The sequence below is a fragment of the Paenibacillus sp. J22R98 genome, from assembly GCF_059383835.1.
This window is the reverse complement of record NZ_JBXENW010000019.1, coordinates 1-20076: the sequence shown is the minus strand read 5'-3', so window position 1 is coordinate 20076 and position 20076 is coordinate 1. Positions and strand designations below refer to the sequence as shown.

The window sequence follows — 20076 nt, the reverse complement described above, 5'->3', positions numbered from 1 at the left end:
GTTCTCAAGAGCTGATTTGATCATAGTTGAACAGAGTGGGTGCTGACAATTTCTAAAATGTCATTTCAGTTCGCTTTCGAACGAATGGGGCAGTTCTCAAAATCACTTTTTGTTCTGAAAAGAGGCTTTTGAGGTCAAAATACAAATCGAATTGAATCATTTTCGCGTTGTGTGATAGTCTTGGAGGTAGAGGAGTTGCATACAAAATGTTCAAGAAATTTGTTCTGAAGAACCCGTTTCAGCTCTTTCTGACGATCCTGCTTCCCTTCCTGGTCAGTACTGTACTGCTGCTCTTCGTTCAATCCTCCTTATTGAGCCGGAATTTCGAGAACTTCGCCTTGAAACAGGTCTATCGCGAGCAGCTCGCCGACCTTCAATACACGAGCCGAAATGTAAGCACGCTTGAGCAGACGGCCAGATCGGTGTCGACAACGGCTTTCTTCGATGACATTATTACGGACCTGCTTTACTCGGATATCGATTCAGATGACTACGTGAAGTATCAGATTAAACTGCAATCCTACAAAAATATTTATCCGTTCCTTCAATCCATCTATATCTACAACGGTGAGCAAATCTATGCCGTCCCCCGTGAACAATTCATCTATGACCGCACAACCTTTGATGATCAAGGCATCTTCCCGATTCTCGATGACATTAAGAACCACCCTTCGCACAGCATCGTGCTGCGCAAAATTCCGAATATCATGTCCGGCATCGCCACGGGCGCGGTCAAGGATATGTACGTTTATTCGTATTTGTTCTTTGACTCCCAAGTTGCGAGCGGCAAAGTCAATGAAGCGATCATTCTGAATATATCGGAGGAGTGGCTTCGCCAAAGCATCCATTCGCAGAACGATGCCGGCGGCAGCCGTATCTTCGTCACCGATAGTAAAGGCATGCTGCTATCGGCAGATCAGACGCATCCTTTGCTGGCGAATTTGTCGGACAAGCCGTATATCAAGCGCATTAATGATTCTAAGGTGCGGGCCGGGAACTTCCGCATGAATGTGGATGGCGTCGATTCGTTTGTTACCTATACGAGTACGGATGCCTTCGATTGGAATCTCGTCAGCATTACGCCGTATCACGACATCGTCAAAGATGTGGAACGGATGAAGCAGAAGACGTATCTGTTCGTCGTCTTGTTTATCGTCGGCAGCATTCTGCTCACCTTCTATTTCTCTCGAAGACTGGTCGTCCCGATGTCCCTCGTCATTCAGAAATATAACCAGCTGGAGATGGAGAAGCGGGGCGAGTCATACGATCGGAAGCAGCAGTTTCTGCGCAAAATCATGCATTCCAAGGGGCCGCTGTCTGCGGACGAATTAAGGAAGCAATTTCTCAAATACGATATTTCCCTTGATCCTTCTGCAGCTTTTCTCATCGTGCTCTTCAAAATCGATCACTTCTCGGACTTCTGCGCGACATATAGCAGAGGGGACCGGAGTTTATTAAAGTTTGGCATCGTCAATATTGTTACTGAGCTGATGCAGCAGAAGGCCGCCCATGAATGTTTGGAGGTTGAAGAGGATCAGGTCATGCTGCTGCTCAATGTAGATTCGCTTGGCGCACCGTCCGAGCAGCTGGCGCTGGTTGAATGGATGCAGCAGATTCAGCAGCATACGAAACAGTATCTGCGTCTTGCCGTATCGGTCACATTCAGTGAACCGTTCGAAACGGTATCCCAGCTGAATTTTCATTATTTGAAGACGCTCGACCTCTCCTATTACCGACTGATTTACGGTCATGAAAGTATGATTTTCAGCGAGCACATTACGGTCCGAACGGATGATTTCAAATCGTCGCAGGAGAAAGATGATGAATTGAAGGAGGCGCTTATCCAGGGGCATTTTCAAGAAGCGAAGGATGCGCTGTCCGCCATGCTTAAGGATGCTTCGGCATACAGCTATTCGGCGCTGAGCTCCATGTTTATTCGGATTTTGCTGCTCATTCGGCATGCCATTGAGGTGCTGGAAACCAATCATGCGATGAAGGTGGATTTTCATTTTAACGCCTACCTCATGAAGCTGCAGAAGATGGAAACGATTGAGCAGATCATGGCCGACTTCTCCGCGCTGTTTGACAGTTTGGCACAGGAGCTCGAAGCCAAGAAAGACAATAAGTATTTGAAGCTGCTCGATATGGTCAATCAGATTGTTCACCGTGAGCTGGCGAATCCTGCGCTGTCGCTAGACTATATTGCGGATGAGGTTGATCTGTCGCCGCCATATCTGGGTAAACTATTTAAGAAGCATAGGCTTGTGTCCGTATCGGATTTCATCAATAATGTGAGGCTCGCGTATGCCAGTCAGCTGGTTGCGACATCCACGGATACGATAACGGATATTATGGAAAAGTCGGGATTCTTGAGCCGGAGCCATTTCTTCACCCAATTCAAGAAGGCCTATGGCTTAACGCCCAGCCAATATCGCATGAATGCGAAGCAATCCGGCTACTCGGACAAGCCAAACATTGACTTTCCTGAATCATTCTAGTAGCGTGTATAGAATAGTTAATCGAGGGAGCTTGATCGAAATTGGAACATACCGAAGAAGAAGTAATGGAACAACCCGTTAGTTATGAAGAATTGAAGAAAGCCGCAGGCCGTACGTCGAACTGGCGTGAACGCCTTCGTGCTGTTGAGGAGCTTGGGCAATTAGGCGAGGAGCAGGCTACTCTGCTGTTGAAGCGAATTGCGCAAAGCGATATGGTGCATCAAGTGCAAGCGGCCGCTCAGCGTGTGCTGAAGGAGCTTGGCGAAGATGTGGAAGTGCCGACACGCAAGACAGGCGAACTGGTAAAAGGCCTGAACAAAATTCTGGTGCGGATCAAGAAGAGCTTGCCGGATGGCCACACATACGAAGAGTTCAAAGAGAAGCTGAAGAAGATGAGATCCGACGTTTACGATATTTACGAAGGCGATAAAGAAGCGGATTTCGATCAGTGGCTCGAGAGCACGTGGGCATCGCTTTCGAGAAGGTAGGCTAGTTGATATGACCAAGAGTAAAGGCGGCGGCACAGGCCGCGGCACGGGCAAGAAAGGCTGGAACCGCTGGCAGGCTGCCGAGAATCGGAAGAAAAGCGCTCCGAAGCCTTACAAGAGCAAAGGAACCAAGAATCCCGAAGGCACCGGCGGTGCCAACGGTTCATAGTTGGAAGGAGAGCTGTCTCACAAGCGCGATTGCGCGCTTTGTGGGGCAGTTTTTTTGTACGGCGGGAGCGGGTGGCACGCGCAGTCCTCTACCACTTCATTTCGCAAATGCTTCGCGTTGTGCAAAGCAGCATCAAGCATCGACTAGGTGGGACTTCAACTCTAACGAACCACAGAGGTCTTATTTCAGCCAAATGGCTGGGTTTGAAATTCTAACGAACTCTACAGGTCTTATTTGGTGTTGAATGGCTCGTTTTCGCTCCATTTCCCCCTAATAAGACCCCTACGGTTCGTTAGAATAAATGTGGGGCTAATTTCGCCCGAATAAGACCTGTACGGTTCGTTAGCGCTCCAACGTCGATCTCAACTTCGACCGCCAACCCCAACTTCCACCTCTCCGAACCCGAACCGCCGATCACTAGTTGTAAACCGCAATCGCAAGCTGCAAGCACCAACCACCAAGCACTAACCACCAAGCACCAACCACAAACCACGAACCACGAACCACGAACCACAAACCACAAACCACAAACCACAAACCACAAACCGCTGCCGCAACAAACCGCAAACCGCAAACCGCAAACCGCAAACCGCAAACCGCAAACCGCAAACCGCAAACCGCAAACCGCAAACCGCAAACCACAAGCTATAACCCCAACCCCAACCCCAAACCCAATATACCGCGAGACTGAGAGTTCGATTTTCATACTCTCAGCCTCGTTTCGAGGTGTTTTCGGCGCTGAGAGTCCGATTTTCGCATTCTCAGCTTCTTGTGAGGGTACAGATTGGTTAGTTTGGAGACTGAGAGTGCGATTTTCGAACTCTCAGTCATTAATCGAAGCGGTTTCGGCGCTAAGAGTTCGACTTTCGAACTTTCAGCCACGCAAGAGAGTCCAACCTGGTTAGTTTGAGGCCTGAGAGTTCGATTTTTCGTAGTGGTCTCAGAGCTGAGAGTCCAACTTTCGAACGCTCAGCTTCTCACGCACCTCGCCCCCCGACTCCGCCGGACGCGGACGTTCCCCCTACAGCACCCGCGAGAGCTTGCGGTACATACTCGGCGACAACCCTTCCTGCTTGCGGAACTGCCGGCTGAAGTAGTGGATGTCGGGGCAGCCCGTGCGTTCGCCGACCTCTTCCACGGATAAGTCGGTCTCGCGGAGGAGCCTGCGGGCTTCGCGATGCCGAATAGAGCGCAGATACTCACCTGGTGGCTGTCCGGCAACCTGCTTGAACAGCTTCGCAGCGTGATCCTCATTCATGAGCAGCAAATCGGCTAATCGTTTGTTGCTCCACGCCTCAGACAGAGATGACTCCATCTGCTTCATGAGGGATAACAGGCGCTGGCCGTGAACCGTATCGGCCGCACGCTGATGGAGCGTGGATCTGGAACGCTGCAGCTGCGACAGAATGTTCAGCATTAGCGCCTTACAAGCGAGCTCATACCCGGGAGGACGCGCAGTGAACTCCTCGACTAGCTGCTCCATAAGCTGCACACAGAGCAAAGAGGGCGTATAGATAATTTGCTCCGACAGCGGCGGGAAGGTCTCATTTGCGGCCTCGCGGCAAAATTTCTCCGCCAGGGGGTGCGCCTCATTCACAACCATATCCTCGTCAGAGCCAACTTCGAGCTCATCGAAGTAATCGAAGTGGATGCCGAGAAATTGGGCGTTTGGCTGGGAGACAACCTCGTTCTGATGGAACAAGCCCGCTGGCAGATAGATCAGCTGTCCGGCTTTCCATTCATATCGCGTTTCCCCAATCGTCGTCGCGGCTTCCCCTTGACTCACATATAGAATTTCGTAGTCATAGAGTCGCCGTTTGGGCAGCTTCCCCGGGGGAAGGCTCTGATATTTGGCATAATGGATGCTTGGCGACCACTCCCGAAAATGGGCATGGGCAAGTTGATGACGATTTTCTGCGTACAGCTGCTCCATCTGAACGAACCTCACTCTTCTTCACCGGATAGGATCTCGGAAAAGTTTAAATTATATCTGATTCCGCTAAATATTTTTCTCGTTATTTCTACTATACTTTGATTAATGTTGGCAGTTTCATTATAAATGATGAGGTCCAAGCAATAAACAGGAAAAATACAAATCACTTAGGAGGCAAGCCTGATGAAAAAGGGAGTTAACATTTGGTCTTTTCCGCAAGGGACGACGATTGCCGAATCGATACGCATTGCTAAAGACGCTGGATTCGAAGGAATCGAGCTGTCCTTGAACGAAACAGGCGAGCTTAGTTTGGAAGCTACAGACCAAGAGGTTCGTGACATCAAGTCCCGATTGGAGCAGGCGGATCTTGAAATTTGCGGTCTTGCTACGGGTCTCTACTGGTCCTATTCCATGACAAGCGAATCGGCGGCTAACCGCACGAAAGCAATGGATATTACACGCAAGCAATTGGAGCTTGCTGCATCTTTTGGCGTCGATACAATCTTGGTTATTCCAGGAGCAGTAGGCGTTGATTTCATCCCGGATAGTGAAGTAGTCGACTACGAGCGTGCTTATGAGCGCGCGATTGAATGTATCACCACGCTATCGTCTGATGCTAAGGCAGCGGGCGTTTCAATCGGGATCGAGAACGTGTGGAACAAGTTCTTGCTTTCCCCGCTTGAGCTGCGGACATTCATCGACACCGTTAATTCCGATTATGTCGGCTCCTACTTCGATGTGGGTAACGTCGTCAGCAACGGATATCCCGAGCAATGGGTACGCATTCTGGGCAACCGTATCAAGAAAGTGCATTTCAAAGACTACCGCAGACAAGCGGGCGGATTGCATGGATTTGTTGATCTGCTTGCAGGTGACGTGAACTATCCTGCAGTAGTGGAGGCACTTCGCGCGATCGAGTATAACAACTATGTCATTGCAGAGATGATTCCGGGTTACACGCACCACGGTGAGCAAATCATTTACAACACATCCCGTGCGATGGATGCCATTCTGGGACGGGGCAACAACTAAAAGGGGGAAGCAGCATGATTAAGGTAGGTCTGATCGGCTTCGGTTTTATGGGACGGATGCATTTTGACAACTATACACGGCTTATGGCAGAAGGCGCGCCGGTTCAATTGAAGGCCATTTGCGATGTGCGCATCGAGGAATTGAAGGACGGCAAAGCAATCGGTAATATTGCGACGAATCAAGAGCTGTACAACCTTGATCCGTTCAATCTCTATACGGATATTGAAGAAATGATCGCGAGTGAAGAGCTGGATATGATCGATATCACGCTGCCGACCGGGCTTCATGCCGATATCACTTGTATGATGCTGGAGAAAGGCTACCACGTCATGTGTGAGAAGCCGATTGCTCGCACCGCCGAGGATGCATGGCGAATGGTAGCGACTGCAGAACGCACAGGCAAGAAACTCATGATCGGTCAATGTCTGCGCTTCTGGCCGGCCTATGAATATGCAAAAGCATGCATCGAGGATGGACGTTACGGTAAGCCGCTCGGCGGTTCATTCTTCCGCGGCTCAGGCCTGCCGGCAGAATGGTTCCTAGATGGCAGCAAGAGCGGCGGCTGTCTGCTTGACATGCACATCCATGATACGGATATGGTTCACTGGCTGTTCGGTGTGCCGGATAAGGTTTCTACAATAGGTCGCAATGTTATTCCTGGCAGCGCCTATGATATCGTGTCGACGCACTATGTATACGACAGTGGTCTTGTATTGAATGCACAAGCAGACTGGACGCTTCGCGGCGACTTCGGCTTCGAAATGACTTACCGCATTAATTTTGAGGGCGGGAACCTCATCTTCGCGGACAATAAGGTGAAGGTTAATCCAAACGAGGAGCCGAGCTTCATAGCGGAGCTATCCGATGATATGGGGTACTACTTCGAGATCCGTTCATTCATCGATTCGCTGGCGAACGATAAGCCGATTACGGTTTGTACGCCGGAGAGCGCAGCGCGCACACTGGATATTATCGAAGCAGAGCAGAAGTCGGCAGATGCCGGCGGTTCGTTCATCTCCCTATAGAATGGCGAAAGCCGCATCCCTGTTGAGGGGTGCGGCTTTTTTAAACGATTCACGCAGTTCTGCCGAAAAGACGTCAACAGTCCTATCATCTTATCCGATCGAATAGTTGACCCACTCATCTTGCACGCCGCCCATTTTGTCAAAGAAGCATTGCGCTCTGGTATTGTCTTTGGCGGTAATCCAGGACATGCGCGCATAGCCGAGATCATGGGTATAACGCTGGCAAGCGAGGAACAACAGAGATTCCACTTGTGTATCTCTATAGGGCTCCATGACATAAAGGTCGTTCATAACGGTGATCCGTTCGGCTTTCATGGTGCTATATGTAAAATAGAGCGTGGCGAAGCCGACCAGTTCTCCATCTTTAAGCGCTACGAATTGAATGCCTTCTTGTTTCTCGAGCAAGGTTTGAATCAACTGACGAACAACTCGATCTCCCGGCCATGCCTTCCGATAGAAGTCCACGATATAATTATGCATTAAGGCTGTTAGGCCGTTTACATCCTCAAACTCTACATTGCGTACTACGAGTGACATTATGGGTCCTCCCTTATGATCTTGTTACGGATAATTATATGATAGTATGTATAAATATACAATACAGTTCATGAAATTTTAACACAATCTTGAGAAACTTGTTTGCATACAAGCTAAGCATGAAATCACACAGCCAAAATAAAGAAATATTCACTTTTTATAGGAGTTAGCGCAAACGATTGCGCTCCGCTAAGAGCTCCACATGATTTTCGCCAATGATTTTCCTTAATGGATATCATTGACTGTAAAGCGTTTTCATACTAAGATAAAGGCAAAGAACTATGCTGATTCTTGCTAATTTAAGGGCAATGCTTTCCGGCCTTCGAGAACCGAAGCGGAACAACCCGGCTATCTCTTCTTTCAGGGGATAGCTCTTTTTATCGGCAGAAAGGGGATTCTACGGGCATTTGCGCAAACGATTGCGCAAAATTTCATGTTTTCATCGACTCAGGGAGCACAGCATCGTCAGTCATTTTAACTTAGGGAGGTAATGGAATGATAACCATGAAAGGCAAACGTCAAACTCGTATAGGGGCACTTCTTCTATCCATACTTATGGTTGTACAGATTGTAGGCTTCTTTCCACGGCAAGCAAATGCAGACGAGGCCGGGGCGGATGCGATTCAAGCGGATACCTTCGTTGAACAGCCGGGCGGCAACCATAAGTGGGTTGTAGTTGGCTCCTTCCAAGGCTGGAGTAACGACTCGACCGTGACACAGATGAAACATCTTGTTGGTGAGTTTTATGCGTACTCCACTGTGTTGGACGCAGGCCAGTATGCCTTTAAAATCGTGCACCAAGGTACGTGGGACGGTTATTCCAACAACGGCAACAACATCGAATTCACTTTGACTGAGCGAACGAAAGTCAACTTCTATCTCAATGATGAGTTAGGCCAAGTGCGCATCAGCTTGCCGAACGTCGAAGGTGCACAGCAGTATACACCTGCCCTTAGCTATGCGGAATGGCCGCGGCTTGTCGGCAGCATTCAATCCGTATTCGGCGAGTCCGAATGGGCACCGGATCAAGCGAAGCAGCTATTCGTGGATTATAATTTCGACGGATCGGTTTACAAGCTTCAACGCACGCTTCCGGCTGCGCGCTACGAAATGAAAGTGGTGCAAGGGAATAACTGGGATGCGAACAACTACGGTTCAGGCGGCGGCAACTTCGTGCTGCAAACACTGGATCCTGCGGATGTGACATTCTCTACTGTTCTAGCAGACCGCACGATTACGACGGACTATAAACCGGCAGATAGCCAGTTCGACGGTATGATTCACCGCGATAAGCTGGTGTATGACTCCCGTTCGGTTACCTATAAGAAACCTTTTGGCGCGATCAAAGAAGGCAGCGAGGCGGTAACGCTCCGCATCGCAACGGAAGCAGGCGACGCACAAGTGGTGCGCGTCGAGCTGAGCAACCCGCAAGGACTGGCTTCCGCATTCGATATGCGCAAGGCGACTTCATTTGACGAGAAGGATTATTGGGAAGTAACGATTCCGGCTTCTGCATTCCAAGGGATTGGCGTGTGGGGGTATAAATTCATTCTGATCGACGGCCCTGCGAAAGTTGAATATGGGGACGATGGATCACGCGGCGGCAGCGGAGCCTCTGCGGATGAGGGCGTACTACCTTACGATTTAACTGTGTACGACAAAGATTTCACGACGCCGGATTGGATGAAGAATGCGGTCGTCTATCAAATCTTCCCCGATCGTTTCTTCGATGGGGATGCTTCCAACAACCGCGCTAAGATCGTAGATGGCTATCGCGGCGGTGCAGCTCTCCCAGGCGAGACCCTGACAGAGAAGAACGGTCATAAGCTGCAATATTTTGATGGCGGCGTAACGAATGATCCTACTCCGGATCAGGTGTGGGGATCATGGAACGATGTACCGGAGAATCCGGACCGGACGACGCCTGAGCAGCAGCCGTATTTCCCGGGGGCGACTTCGGATGACCTCTGGACAAATGAGTTCTACGGCGGCGATATCGCAGGCGCGTCGCAGAAGCTCGACTATTTGAAGTCCATTGGCGTCAATGTCATCTACTTCAACCCAGTCGCATGGGCGGCTTCCAATCACAAATATGATGCGACGGATTATCAGCATCTCGATCCGATGTTTGGCGAACCGGTCTACAATACACCTGGGAACCCGGCTTCAGGACTGGATTATGAAGCAACGCGCGTTGCTTCCGACCGTGTATTCACGGCTTTCACGAAGAAAGCAAGCGAGATGGGCATCAAGCTGATCGTGGACGGCGTGTTCAACCATGTCGGCGATGACTCGATTTATTTTGACCGCTATGAGAAATATCCGGAGATCGGCGCTTACGAATTCTGGGCGAAAGTGTATGACAAAGTGAATAAGGACGGCGCAACGCTTGAAGCTGCCAAACAGCAGACAATCAATGCGTTCACTGCACAGGTTAACCCTGCAACTGGGGAGCATTATGCGTATCCGAATGATTTTGACTTTACAACTTGGTTTACCGTTTCCAACGAGCAAGTAGACGGTCACTACAAATACGAAGGCTGGTGGGGCTACGATTCCTTACCGGTTGTGGATGCACCTCAAGCAGCGGCCGGCGATACGGATGCCCTTCAAGGCAACCATGAGTGGAACGTGCAAGGGTATCGTGATCTCGTTATCGGTCATGACCTAAGCGGCAAAACAGACGAAGACGCAGATGCCTTGATGCAAAATGCGAACTCGCAGCGCTGGGAGTGGATGGGTGCGAACGGCTGGCGTCTGGACGTTGCGCCTGATGTGTCCTCGGGGACTTGGCAGCAGTTCCGCAAAGCGGTGAAATCGACAGCCGGCCGCGTGGACAGCAATGGCAACACCATTCCGGACCCGATCATTCTTGGCGAAGAGTGGGGCGTTGCAACTCGCTTCCTGCTGGGAGATCAGTTCGACTCCGTCATGAACTACCGTTTCCGCGCTGCCCTGCAAAGCTTCATTATCAGCGGCAATGCGGCGCAGTTCAATGATGCACTGGAGTCCATTCGCGAGGATTACCCGGCAGAAGCATGGCAAGTGATGCTGAACCTCGTAGATTCCCATGATACGATTCGTTCCATTACGAAGTACGATAAACCGGAGTGGGAAGAAGAGCATTTGGCCATTGCACCGGATGCGTCGGACAAAGCGCTCCGGATGCAAGCGCTAACGGCGATTTTCCAACTGGGCTATCCCGGTGCGCCAACGATCAACTATGGAGATGAAGTTGGTTTGACCGGTACGAAAGATCCGGATTCCCGCCGTACATTCCCATGGGAGCGCGTTTCCGGTTCCAATGGCGAATATGCAGGAGTTGGCAAGTACGCAACCTTGTTTGATACGTATCAGAAAGCAGCCAACATCCGTGAGAGCAATGAAGTATTCCGCACAGGTGAGCTGAAGACAGCCTACAACCAAGGCGATGTAATCGCCTACGCCCGCAAGACGGACAATCAAGCAGGACTAGTTGTCGTGAATCGCGGCACAACCGATGTGGCAATTGAAGCCAATGTAGCCGGATTCCTGCCTGAAGGCATCACGCTGGCAGATCAGCTGGGCAGTGAGATTGAAGGTACGGTTACAGGAGGCACGATCTCGCTTACAGTTAAAGCTATGAGCGGTTTGATGTTGACTTCAACGACTGAGCTAGTTACTGTGCCGCAGGTGCAGAACCTTACTGCAGTAGGCGGTAACGGCGAAGTTGCGCTGACATGGGATGCTGCTCAAGGTGCAACGGGCTACAATGTGTACCGTGCGGCAATCGAAGGTGCCGAGCTGCAGTTGGCCGGCCAAGCAGAAGGCAACACGTGGACCGATGTAAACGTGGAGAATGGGAAGAAGTACTACTACACCGTGACAGCCGTTACGGGCAGCGGGGAGAGTTTGCTGAGCGAGTATGCATCGGCGACGCCTTCTTTTGCAGTGAATGGGGTAGTTATCACGCAGCAATCTGACGCGGTTACGCTTGGCGTGGGTCACAAAACCTCCGAAATCCAAGTCACGATCGATATTCCGGGACTTACGGATAACGCAGCTTATGCAGGCAGCGAAGCGCCGAATCTGATTGCACGCCTTGCTTATTACCAAGAAGGCTCAAACAAAGCCGAAGCGGTAGAAACCAAACTGCGCTATAAGCAAGACACGCAAGACGGGAAGAAAGTGTATTGGGCGGCTTTCGAGCCAATCGAAGCAGGTGCCTACTATTACTTCGCCAAAGTCTCAAGCGACAACGGCGATACGTTCACAGAGTCCGCGCAGCAGAGCGTTGATGTACATGCAGACAATGGGGACACGACGGCACCTGAAGCACCTGGGCTCGCTGATATTATGACGGAGTCAAACCGCGTTCAATTGAACTGGACTGCGGCAGTGTCTGAAGAAGCGGCACATCATTATGAAGTGTATCGCAAGAAGGCGGATACGGAATTCGTCCGTATTGCTGTTGTAGACCCTACGGTTTCTTCGTATGTGGACTTTACGGTCAGCAATGATACGGCGTATACGTACAAAGTAGCAGCAGTGGACAGCGCTTATAATCGCGGGTATTCCGATGAGAAGTCGGTTACACCGAAGCTTGTCATGGTGGATGTGAAACTGCGCGTTCATCTTCCGAACTACACGCCGGTTCAAGACGATATCTTCTTGGCAGGCGACTTGAATGGCTGGAATGCATCGGGCAACAAGCTGAATGTACCAAGCGGTGCAACGACGCGCGATGTGGTGGAATACAGCTTTAAGATGATGGCCGGCAAATCCATTCAATACAAATACACACGTGGAGCTTGGTCGACGGAGGCATTGACTTCGCATACGCGTAAGGCCAATGACACCGAGGATGCCGGCAATTACGCGTACTCCTCGACGGATACGAATATGCAATTGACGATCAAGAACCAAGGCGGCAACACGATGGTTGTGGACGATTACGTTCTGCGCTGGGTGGATATGCCGATGATCGTAACTATGCCGCGTATCTCCTACGGCGATGATATTGCCTATACGACGGATGAAGAAGATTTCACGCTAAAAGCAAACGTACCTTATGGCGTGAACTTCACCATCAACGGTGAGCCGATTGATGCAGCGGATATGGATGCAGCGGGGAATGTGCTTGTCGAGAACGTGCCGCTTGCAGTGGGTGAAAATAACTTCACGCTGCATATTGAGCCGAGTGCGGAAACACTGGCACTGCCGTGGTACACCGATGCAGGTCGTGCGGGACAAGCGACGAAGACGCTTAAGCTTACGATTACAAGAGAAGGCGATCTTACGCCGCCTTCATCCGGCGGATCGGGCTCTGTAACCGTAGTTACCGATAGCAAACAAATGTCACCATCCGAATTGAAAGCTGCAATCAGCAAAGCAACAGGCAGCAAAGTGATTGTCGACACGGAAGGCAAGAGTCAGCTGGTATTGCCACTTAATACGGCAGAGCTTCTCGGCGATAAGTCGCTGGAAGTGATCCAAGGCGATGTTAAAGTTGCTCTTCCAACCGGTGTATTGAAAGAGCTAGTCAAGCAAGGCGAAGGCGCGGCCAACGGTGTTGGGCAAATTACACTTCACATGCAGCCGTTGAACGAGCAAGCTAAACAAGCACTACTGGCTAAAGCCGAGCAAGATGGCACAACTGAGCTGAATGCGGCATCGGATATTTACGATTTCCGCCTCGCCCTTGTAGACGCGGCTGGCAAGGAAAAGACGGTATTGAGCAAGTTTGCACAACCGCTTACTCTTACCTTCAAGGTGAAGGCTAATGCCAATACGAAGCGGATCGGTATCTACTACATCGCAGATAACGGTCAACTTGAGTTTATCGGCGGTAAACTGAATGATGACGGTACGATGACCGTGGAGATTTCTCACTTCTCCAGCTACGCTGTACTGGAGTTCACGAAGCGCTTCGCAGATGTGTCCGCGACTCACTGGGCAGCTGCGATGATTGGTGATTTGACGGCGAAGCATATTATGAACGGTACGAGCGCGGATCGTTTCGAGCCAAGCCGCAGCATTTCCCGTGCTGAGTTCGCAGCGCTGCTTGTGCATGCACTGGAGCTCAAAGCGACGAAGACGGCTGCGTTCGCTGATGTACCAGCAAGCGCTTGGTATTCACCTGCCGTGGCGGCTGCAGCTGAAGCGGGCATCGTGAACGGGCGCAGCGCAACGGCGTTCGCACCGAACGGCACGATTACGCGTGAAGAGATGGCGGTCATGCTCATGCGTGCTTATGAAGTGAAGCATGGCAAACATACAGCTGATCACGCAGCTGAGCTGAAGAAATTCTCCGATGTGAATGCCATCAGCAGCTGGGCTGCAGCATCGATCGGAGCAGCAAAGGAGCTGGGCCTCCTGGATGGCAAGACAGGCGGCAGCTTCGAGCCGCAAGGTAATGCAACTCGCGCCGAAAGCGCGAAAGTGATTTATAAGCTGCTTGAGGCATAATCTAGTCACCTCTATATGAAGAAACCTGCTCCCCGATAGGGGGAGCAGGTTTCTTTTTGCTATACAAATCTCGCAACTACCCAGTAAATAGTTCATTGACGGGGTTCAACCGTCGTGCCTCTTGAAATGTCTCGTTAATATGATGGTACTACGACAACGTATGACCACTTCCGCGCCGGAGCAGCTGTCCCGGCAGCTAACGGATGCAGGGAGAGAGGACAGCATGAAGATATTGTTGGCCACCTTTTGGCAGGTTCCGCATGTTGGCGGCGTTTGGAAGTATATGACGCAGCTGAAGCAGCGGCTCGAGCTGATGGGACATCAAGTGGACCTGCTCGGCAACGGTCCCGATAAAGTGCATATGCCCGGACTAAACAAGGAGATTGCCAAGGAAGTACTGCGTCCTCTAATCTCCGCCAAGCTGAACGCGTCTCGTATCCCGCAGATTCACGTGGATCACTATGTGATGCATTGCGAATATGAACGCTATTATTTGGAGCTGGGAGCTGCTTATTTTGGGCTTGAACATTATGACATTATCCATACGCATGATATTTTTGCCGCTAGGGCGCTCGGGCGGGTGAAGTCCCCCAGAACGGCGCTGGTTGCGCATATTCATGGCTCTGTCGCGATCGAAGTGACGATGAACTATCGGTTAAATCCCCAGTTAGGCGTAGCGGAGAACTCGCCGGCTTGGAATTATTTTAACGGCATCGAGCATTACGGCGCGAACTCGGGCGATGTAACGCTGACGGCGAACGAGTGGCAGAAGCAGCTGCTGGTAAACACGTTCGGAGTGCCGGAAACGCGAATTAAGGTGTTTCCATATGGCCTCGACATCGATGCATTCGAGCGGCAGGCAAGCAAAGGAACGACGATGCAGCGCCCACTGGGTAAGAAAATCATTATATGCCCTGCCCGCCTTTCATTCGTTAAAGGAATCGATATTCTCATTGCTGCACTTGGCATTCTGAAATGGACACGGCAGGACTGGGTGTGCTGGATCGTGGGGGACGGGGAGCAACGGGCTGAGCTTGAGCAGCTGACTGCGGCCCATCAGCTCCAGCAAAATGTCCTGTTTCTAGGCGTCCGGGATGATATTCCCGGGCTGCTTCGGATGTCCGATATTTTCGTTCACTCCTGTATTCAAGATAATCAGCCTTTCTCTTTAATGGAAGCACAGGTGGCTGGGCTGCCTTCCTTAGTGTCGACTGCAGGCGGTTTGCCTGAGATGGTTGAGCATGAAGTGACGGGTCTGATCTCTCCCGTGCGGGATTCGGTTAAACTGGCGGAGCAGCTGGGGCTGTTGCTTGCAAATGACAGTCTCCGAGAACAGCTTGGACGTAACGCAAGAGCATGGGGCACTGTCCACTGGTCGATGGACAGGATGGTGGAGCGGGTACTTGATGTGTATCAATCGGTTATTAAGAAGTAACAGCGAGAAGTGAGGTGGGAACCCATGCTGAATCAGCGATTCATGGTGAAGGGCGATTTATACAACCGTATATTCGCCGATCAAACGCCGGATCCCGGGATCATGGTGGACTATGAGGTGTGGAACCGAATATTAGCCGGGCTTAGAAGGGCGGAAGACTATAAGCTGCCCGACTGGCCTGTGCTTTCAACAGTGGTCGATAGTCAGAAGAAGTCATAACAGCAAAAGGGCGATCCAATAAGGATGCCCTTTTCTCATTTATTCCTCACGGAGCACGATACCCTGAAAAATCTCTTTCCACAGCTGATCATTCCCGTGCCATATTTCCTCGTTCGGCAGCTGAATGGCACATACATGCGGCAATGGCCAGTGCTGCTCGACGATACCGCTTACCGGTGCATGATTCACAACCAACAGACGATAACTGCCTGCTACCATAGCCGAAAGAACGTCAGTCAATTCTCTCGTTTCCTCGATGGTTGCTTCTGTACGAATGAATAGAATTTGCTCGCTCAAGGCGGCCTTTTCCAGGAAACGCGCGACCCTTCGGTCGTATTTGGCTTTCACCTCGGGATAAGCGTTTAACTCCGGCGGAAAATTGTTGTGGGTGTAGAAGTCGTGATTCGAGAACACATTGTATTCGGTCTCTTTGACATAGTACAGTTTCTCGCTTGCCTTGCTGATGACCTCCAAATGGCTGTAATCCATGAAGCGGGCGAACCGGTTTCGAAGCAGTCTTGTGACATCGGAGAGGTTCTGCGATTGCATCCAGTCCAGCGGACCGGCGAATGGCCGAATCTCATTAAGCTCCATTTGAATGGCCGGCAAACAAAGATCGCCGAGGCTGTAGATGGCGTCGTAGCTCCCTTTCAAGTCTACGAGTTGCATCGTCCACACATCCTTCCTTTCGTAGATAGACTCTATTTAGTTAATGCTTCTGATAGGGATTCCGCTTGGACAAATGGATGCGTGACCTTTGTTTTTGGGTGGCTGTTCGGGGCGGTTATGCCCTTACGTTTGCCATAGCTTCTCATACGATAATAGAAGGAAGACGTGCGGAGGAGGGAATACATGGCGATATTTCGGCTGGATGCCGCAGCTTTCGCGAGAATTGATTGTCGGTTTATAGAGTTTATTTCGTGGTCGATCGTCAATGACGGCGAGGAGGTATTCGATTGCCTCGTGCACGTCTATAATAACGGGATTTTATTCTACGAGACGCTGCAGGAGATGGAATCGCGAAAACCGATTGAATTGCCCCCGTTGACGCCGAACTATGCGCCGTTCAGTCTGCTGGTTGTGACGAACTATTCGACGTATAAGCCGATGCGAATTAAAGCCGTGCTTCGTAATCAAGGCGCTGTGATCGCGACATTGACAGAGAAGGACTTTGATCGGCTGGATTAAGGAGAGGCATTCGTGCATTTGCTGCAAATCATTTAAGGAATAGGAAAGGAATGTTCGGCATGAAATACTCGGATAAAAGTGGTGCAGATGTCGGCAGCTTTGAGCCCATTCTCGTCGGTCCCGAGCAAGTGGTTCTCACTTCGCTATTGCTTACTTCCATCCTGCCAGGTGACCGATTGGTGCTGCGGCTTGAGGTTGGGTGGGAGAATTCGGATATCATGAGCTGGGACTCGGGTGAGATGGAAATCATGCTGCGAGAAGACAGTCCGGATGGTGCGGTTGTCTATTGGAATATGGAGTCCTGTTTCATGAAAGTCAGAACGAAAGAACAACTGACCTTCGGAGGAACTGTTCCGCAGCGGCACTATTACTTGACTGTCCGATCAAACGATACGCGTGCGCGAATTACGGGTCCGTTCTCCCTTCAAGGATTCGTCTATGGACCATGAGCAAATAAACCAGCCCCGTTCGTCACTCTGATTGTCTTCAGAGCTGAGAACGAGGCTGTTGTTATTTTTGCCGCAGCTGCTGGATGTGCTTCGCTTTACGATTCTGTCCAGAATCGGTACGTTTCACCGACGCCACGCTCTATGCTGGTGATCGGCTCCCATTGAAGCGTGTGACGTGTTCGCTCACAAGATAAACAGCTGTGCATAATGTCGCCCGGTTTAGCCGGACGGTACAGCAGTTCAATTTCGCTGGGGTGAAGGTCTTGGAGCAGCTCAGCCAATTGATTGATCGACGTCCGAAGCCCTGTACTTACATGCAGCGTTTCAAGATTCCCGCGTGATGCTGCAGCAAGATTAGCCGAGACGACATCCCCTACATAGATGAAATCCCGCGTCTGGAGACCTTCTCCATTGATCATAAGCGGCAGGCCCTTCACTGTTCTTTCTATGAAGTTTGCGATGACACCGCCTTCGCCTTTGGCCGTTTGACCTGGACCGTATACGTTGCCGTAGCGGAGAATTGTATATCCCAATCCATAGAAACGGCTATAGAGGCGGATATAACGTTCAGCTGTCAGCTTGGACATTGCGTAGAACGAAATCGGATCCGTGGGATCCTGTTCGGTAATGCGATCCCTTTCCAAATTGCCGTATACCCCGGATGTGGAGGCAAAAATCAGCTTGCGAACGCCGGCTAGTATACAGGCTTCAAGCATATTTATCGTACCTCCGACATTAATGGAGGCGTCTCTGCTTGGATGTGCGATAGAGCGCTGTACGTCTGCTTGCGCGGCGAGGTGATAGACGACATCCGGTTTGACGGACGTTATGATTCGTTTTGCTCTTCCGAACCGAACATCTTCTATATGAAGGATCGCTTTCGGATCTACTCGTTCCACCGAACCCGACGAGAGGTTGTCGATGACATGAACGTCCGCTCCGCGTTCAACCAAACCTTTTACGAGATGCGAGCCGATAAACCCAGCCCCTCCTGTTACAACCACTTTCATGCGCCTGTTCCTCCCGCGTTGGAATCCCGATGTTTTATCGTACGCATGGAGCCGGGAAACCGCATGGGGCACAAGCCTTGCGATGGTGCTGATTTTTATCCGGAAGCTGTTTTATTCTGTGTCCTCATCACGGTATAATAGGCTCGAAGTGAGGATTACTTACCATGATTACTTGCTAACGAAGGAGTCGTTGTATGCCTACATACAATAAGCTTGTACGCGACCGTATTCCGGAAATCATCGCAAACAACGGCGAAACTTGCACGACTCGTATTCTGGATGAAGCTTCGTATCTTGCAGAACTGCGCCTTAAATTATCGGAGGAGCTCCGCGAGTATTTGGAGGCGGAGGATAACGCGAGCGCGCTAGAAGAGTTGGCTGATATCCTTGAGCTCCTTCATGCGCTATCACGTGTTCATGGCTTCAATGCCGAGCAGTTGGAAACGATAAGAGCGGAGAAATCCGCAAAGCGCGGCGGGTTTGACGAGCGAATTTATCTGGAGGATGTACAAGAAGCTTGATCCACGTAGTTATTCTCAAATTCATGAGGAGGATCCAACAATGTCCCAAGAACAATTAAAGCTGGCTAAAGAAAAATTCGATCGTGACGGTTATGCCGTCTATCCGGAAGTTCTCGATGCATCACTGATTCAAGAAGCCAAGCAGCATGTGGAGTGGCTCATGGAGAAGAACCCGGGACTTCGCCCGGAGAATCTTGGCCATACGCTATTGGCGGATGACCCATTCTGGCTTCGCCTTGTAAGCGATGATCGCCTGCTCGATATCGCAGAGCAGTACATTGGTCCGGATATCGCCTTGTTTGCTTCCCACTATATTAGTAAGCCGCCATTTGATGGCCGCCCTGTTCTCTGGCATCAAGACGGCAGCTACTGGCCGCTTGAACCGATGAATGTAGTTACATTGTGGCTTGCAGTCGATGACTCCTTGCCTGAGAACGGCTGTCTGCGAGTAATCCCGGGCACGCAAACGATGGAGCTTCAAGAAATGAAAGCCAACACGACAACAGCGAATGTTCTGGAATCCGAAGTGGATCCAGCATTAGTGGAAGAGGAGAAAGCAGTGGATCTCATCTTGCGTGCAGGCGGCGTATCCGTCCATCACCCAAGCATCATTCACGGCTCTGAAGCCAATCACTCCCCGCTGCGCCGCTGCGGATTGACGATTCGCTACATCCCGACCAGCACGTTAATCAAAGTACCGCAGTGGCCTTCGGCGTTCTTGCTGCGCGGCAAAGCCGTTCCGGGTATTAATGATTACTTGCCGTTTCCTAAGTTTGATGAAGCTCGCCATATGCCGTTTCAAGGCAGCGAAGAATGGAAATAATGCAGAACTGAAAGACATCATGGATGCGCGCTTGTTCACGCAGGCGCGCTTTTGTTATGGGTTATATGGATTGTAAAATAATACCTGTTGCAAGTGCGTTGGCAATCATGGTATATTCTAATTCCGCCGCTGAGAGATACAGGGACGCGGTGATCGAAACGAAAGCAAGTTGAAAAATAAAGCTTGCAATTATGTTTCGAAGTATGGTAAGATCTGATTCTGGGTCAACAAACCAGAACATGAAATTTGTTCTTTGAAAACTGAACAATGAGCGACCAGTCAAATGGTCATAAATCGCGAAA

The 20076-nt window shown here is 50.6% G+C and carries 17 protein-coding genes; 12 read left to right on the top strand and 5 right to left on the bottom strand.

Annotation, left to right across the window (positions count from 1 at the left end; genetic code table 11):
* Positions 1-206 precede the first annotated feature (206 nt).
* The 3 genes from AC50Y3_RS29630 (at position 207) to AC50Y3_RS29620 (ending at position 3155) form a co-directional block, all read left to right on the top strand.
* A complete protein-coding gene (locus tag AC50Y3_RS29630; RefSeq protein WP_494822249.1) occupies positions 207-2498 on the top strand; it encodes an AraC family transcriptional regulator in 2292 nt (763 codons plus the stop codon).
* Between the two features lie 65 nt (positions 2499-2563).
* Positions 2564-2986: a HEAT repeat domain-containing protein gene (locus tag AC50Y3_RS29625; RefSeq protein WP_494822267.1), complete on the top strand. Its 423-nt coding sequence runs from the start codon at positions 2564-2566 to the stop codon at positions 2984-2986.
* A gap of 10 nt (positions 2987-2996) precedes the next feature.
* A complete protein-coding gene (locus AC50Y3_RS29620) occupies positions 2997-3155 on the top strand; it encodes a DUF3934 family protein (protein WP_091225646.1) in 159 nt (52 codons plus the stop codon).
* Positions 3156-4176: 1021 nt separating this feature from the next.
* Here the strand turns inward: AC50Y3_RS29620 and AC50Y3_RS29615 are convergent.
* Positions 4177-5088 (bottom strand): AraC family transcriptional regulator, encoded by a 912-nt coding sequence (locus AC50Y3_RS29615; RefSeq protein ID WP_494822248.1) that lies wholly within the window; start codon positions 5086-5088, stop codon positions 4177-4179.
* A gap of 183 nt (positions 5089-5271) precedes the next feature.
* On the opposite strand from AC50Y3_RS29615, the gene AC50Y3_RS29610 reads away from it, so the two are divergent.
* Positions 5272-6120: a sugar phosphate isomerase/epimerase family protein gene (locus AC50Y3_RS29610; protein ID WP_494822247.1), complete on the top strand. Its 849-nt coding sequence runs from the start codon at positions 5272-5274 to the stop codon at positions 6118-6120.
* 14 nt (positions 6121-6134) lie between these two features.
* Entirely contained in the window at positions 6135-7145 is a 1011-nt protein-coding gene (locus tag AC50Y3_RS29605) for a Gfo/Idh/MocA family protein (protein ID WP_494822246.1), read from the top strand.
* Between the two features lie 90 nt (positions 7146-7235).
* Here the strand turns inward: AC50Y3_RS29605 and AC50Y3_RS29600 are convergent, their stop codons facing one another.
* The gene (locus AC50Y3_RS29600) at positions 7236-7682 is read right to left on the bottom strand and encodes a GNAT family N-acetyltransferase (protein ID WP_494822245.1); all 447 of its coding nucleotides are present in this window, start codon (positions 7680-7682) and stop codon (positions 7236-7238) included.
* A 495-nt stretch (positions 7683-8177) separates the two neighbouring features.
* On the opposite strand from AC50Y3_RS29600, the gene AC50Y3_RS29595 reads away from it, so the two are divergent.
* The 3 genes from AC50Y3_RS29595 to AC50Y3_RS29585 all read left to right on the top strand — a co-directional run bounded on the left by AC50Y3_RS29595 (position 8178) and on the right by AC50Y3_RS29585 (position 15783).
* Positions 8178-14129 (top strand): alpha-amylase family glycosyl hydrolase, encoded by a 5952-nt coding sequence (locus AC50Y3_RS29595; protein WP_494822244.1) that lies wholly within the window; start codon positions 8178-8180, stop codon positions 14127-14129.
* 223 nt (positions 14130-14352) lie between these two features.
* The gene (locus AC50Y3_RS29590) at positions 14353-15564 is read left to right on the top strand and encodes a glycosyltransferase family 4 protein (RefSeq protein ID WP_494822243.1); all 1212 of its coding nucleotides are present in this window, start codon (positions 14353-14355) and stop codon (positions 15562-15564) included.
* Between the two features lie 24 nt (positions 15565-15588).
* Entirely contained in the window at positions 15589-15783 is a 195-nt protein-coding gene (locus AC50Y3_RS29585; RefSeq protein WP_494822242.1) for a hypothetical protein, read from the top strand.
* A 39-nt stretch (positions 15784-15822) separates the two neighbouring features.
* On the opposite strand, the gene AC50Y3_RS29580 is transcribed toward AC50Y3_RS29585, so the two are convergent.
* On the bottom strand, positions 15823-16452 hold the full coding sequence (locus tag AC50Y3_RS29580; protein ID WP_494822241.1) for a DUF1796 family putative cysteine peptidase: 630 nt from the start codon (positions 16450-16452) through the stop codon (positions 15823-15825).
* Between the two features lie 183 nt (positions 16453-16635).
* Here AC50Y3_RS29580 and AC50Y3_RS29575 point away from each other — a divergent pair, with 183 nt between their 5' ends.
* Together AC50Y3_RS29575 and AC50Y3_RS29570 are read left to right on the top strand one after the other, a co-directional pair.
* Entirely contained in the window at positions 16636-16971 is a 336-nt protein-coding gene (locus AC50Y3_RS29575; protein WP_494822240.1) for a hypothetical protein, read from the top strand.
* Between the two features lie 50 nt (positions 16972-17021).
* Entirely contained in the window at positions 17022-17420 is a 399-nt protein-coding gene (locus AC50Y3_RS29570; protein WP_494822239.1) for a hypothetical protein, read from the top strand.
* 95 nt (positions 17421-17515) lie between these two features.
* Here the strand turns inward: AC50Y3_RS29570 and AC50Y3_RS29565 are convergent, their stop codons facing one another.
* Positions 17516-18430 (bottom strand): NAD-dependent epimerase/dehydratase family protein, encoded by a 915-nt coding sequence (locus AC50Y3_RS29565; RefSeq protein ID WP_494822238.1) that lies wholly within the window; start codon positions 18428-18430, stop codon positions 17516-17518.
* A gap of 194 nt (positions 18431-18624) precedes the next feature.
* On the opposite strand from AC50Y3_RS29565, the gene AC50Y3_RS29560 reads away from it, so the two are divergent.
* Complete coding sequence (locus tag AC50Y3_RS29560) at positions 18625-18951, top strand: nucleoside triphosphate pyrophosphohydrolase (protein ID WP_494822237.1); 327 nt, start codon at positions 18625-18627, stop codon at positions 18949-18951.
* 40 nt (positions 18952-18991) lie between these two features.
* Positions 18992-19774 carry a phytanoyl-CoA dioxygenase family protein gene (locus AC50Y3_RS29555; RefSeq protein ID WP_494822236.1) on the top strand — a complete coding sequence of 261 codons (783 nt, stop codon included), beginning with the start codon at positions 18992-18994 and terminating at the stop codon, positions 19772-19774.
* A 61-nt stretch (positions 19775-19835) separates the two neighbouring features.
* Here the strand turns inward: AC50Y3_RS29555 and AC50Y3_RS29550 are convergent.
* Positions 19836-20076, bottom strand: a 241-nt coding sequence (locus tag AC50Y3_RS29550; protein WP_494822235.1) for a hypothetical protein, incomplete at its 5' end; no start/stop codon positions are given.